Origin of the sequence: Streptomyces sp. NRRL WC-3549 (genome assembly GCF_000721935.1) — a bacterium.
Lineage (GTDB): Bacteria > Actinomycetota > Actinomycetes > Streptomycetales > Streptomycetaceae > Streptomyces.
Map to the genome: position 1 here is coordinate 41496 of NZ_KL585442.1, position 1860 is coordinate 43355.

At 72.4% G+C, this 1860-nt stretch carries 2 protein-coding genes; both read right to left on the minus strand.

What is annotated here, in order from left to right; translation table 11 throughout:
* Positions 1 to 897: branched-chain amino acid ABC transporter permease (locus tag IH13_RS0133640; RefSeq protein ID WP_031090521.1), on the minus strand; the 897-nt coding region annotated here is incomplete at its 3' end.
* Complete coding sequence (locus IH13_RS0133645) at positions 894 to 1781, minus strand: branched-chain amino acid ABC transporter permease (RefSeq protein WP_031090522.1); 888 nt, start codon at positions 1779 to 1781, stop codon at positions 894 to 896. The genes IH13_RS0133645 and IH13_RS0133640, both read right to left, overlap by 4 nt.
* Positions 1782 to 1860: the final 79 nt, after the last annotated feature.

Genomic DNA, 1860 nt, shown 5'->3' on the forward strand with positions numbered 1-1860 from the left:
GCCGAGGCGGTGGTCGGCCCAGGTGTAGAGGACACCGCCGAGCATCGGCCCCCAGCGGGTGCCCGAACCGCCGAGGACGACCATGACCAGCAGGGACAGGGTGAATTCGGAGCTGGTGGTGTGCGGGGTCGAGCCGCCGGTCAGCAGCAGGTGCACGATTCCGCCCAGCGCGGCCAGGCCGCCCGCCACGGTGAAGGCGACCAGCTTGAACCCGTACGGGCGCAGGCCCAGTACCTCGACGCGGCGCTCGTTCTCCTTGACGCCCTCCCAGACCCTGCCGGTCGGCGAGTGGGTGGTCCAGTGCACGACGACGAGCGTCAGACCGAGGAAGGCGAGGGCGATCCAGTACAGGTTGGCGGTGTTCTGGATGCCGACCAGGGAGGCGGGGAGGGAACCGGCGTCGACCGCCCGGCCCTCCTCTCCACCGGTGAAGCCTCCCGGGTCGCGGGCCACCACGATCGAGCCGGCCTGGGCGAACGCCAGCGTCACCATCGAGAAGCCGATGCCGGTGACCCGCAGGCTGACCGAGCCGAGCAGCACGGCGAGCACCACGCCGAAGACCAGCCCCAGCACCGCGGACAGACCGAACGGCAGACCCGCCTGCTGCATCATGGTGTTGGTGGCGTAACTGCCCGCCGCGAAGTACAGCGCATGACCGAAGGACAGCAGGCCGGTGCGGCCGAGCAGCAGGTCGTACCCGGTCGCGAGGGCCCCGAACAGAAGGCACAGCGCCAGGAGTTGCAGGCTCCCCGGGCTGCCGACGGGACCGTCCAGCAGGCCCGGGACCTCCAGGGCGCAGTACGGCAGCAGGAACAGCAGGACGAACAGCCCCACGGGCCAACCACGCAGCAGGCCGGTGCGGGCGGTGGGGGCGGCGGTGCCGGTGGCGGTGCTCATGCGAGCCTCCCGGTGAGGCCGCGCGGGCGCACCAGCAGCAGGGTGGCGAGCAGTACGACGACGGCGAGGTCGCCGAGACCGGCGGCGGTGTAGTAGTTGGCGAACTGCTGGAGGAGGCCGATGACGACGGCCGCGACGGCCGCGCCGGTCACCGAGCCCATGCCGCCGGTCACGACGACCACGAACGCGAAGATCAGCAGGGAGGTGCCCTGGCGGGGGTCGACGGAACCGAAGTACAGCCCGCCCAGTGCGCCGCCGAGCGCGGCGGCGGCACCGCCGATGGCGAAGACGAGGGTGAAGGCCTTGCGGACGTCGATGCCCAGCGCGGTGACCATGGCCCGGTCCTCCACGCCCGCGCGGACCACCAGACCGTGCCGGGTGCGGTCCAGGAACAGTTTCAGACCCGCCCAGACCAGCACGGCGGCGGCGATCAGCAGCAGCCGGTTGACGGGGATGCTCGCACCGAACAGGCCGACGGTCCTCTTCAGCGCCTCGGGACCGGGGAAGGTCAGCGGGTCGCTGCCCCAGATGCCCGACAGCAGGGCGGGCACGGCCAGCGAGACACCGACCGTGGCGAGCACCTGCTCACGAGGGCGGGTGTAGAGCGGCCGTACGACGACGAGTTCCAGCACGATCGCCGCGAGGGTGCCGACGACCACACCGAACGCCACGGCCGCCACGAAGCCGAGGCCCCCGGAGCCCGCGCCGGGCAGGTTGCCGGAGGCGGCCCACCAGGTGGCGTACGCGCCGACGGACAGCAGCGCGCCGTGCGCGAAGTTCAGCACGTCCATCAGGCCGAAGATCAGCGACAGCCCGGAGGCCACGAGGAAGTACAGCGCACCGAGGCCGAGGCCGGTCATGGTGAGCAGGACGACGGTGTCCATCAGGTGTCGGCCTCCGTGCGGTCGGACCGGCCCGCACCGGACGTGTCGGCGTCGGCGGGCGGGGCGGCGGGGGCGGGCG

What these genes read in the sequence shown, in the direction of transcription:
- IH13_RS0133645 (WP_031090522.1), bottom strand. Translation starts at nt 1,781, where the DNA reads ATGGACACCGTCGTCCTGCTCACCATGACCGGCCTCGGCCTCGGTGCG.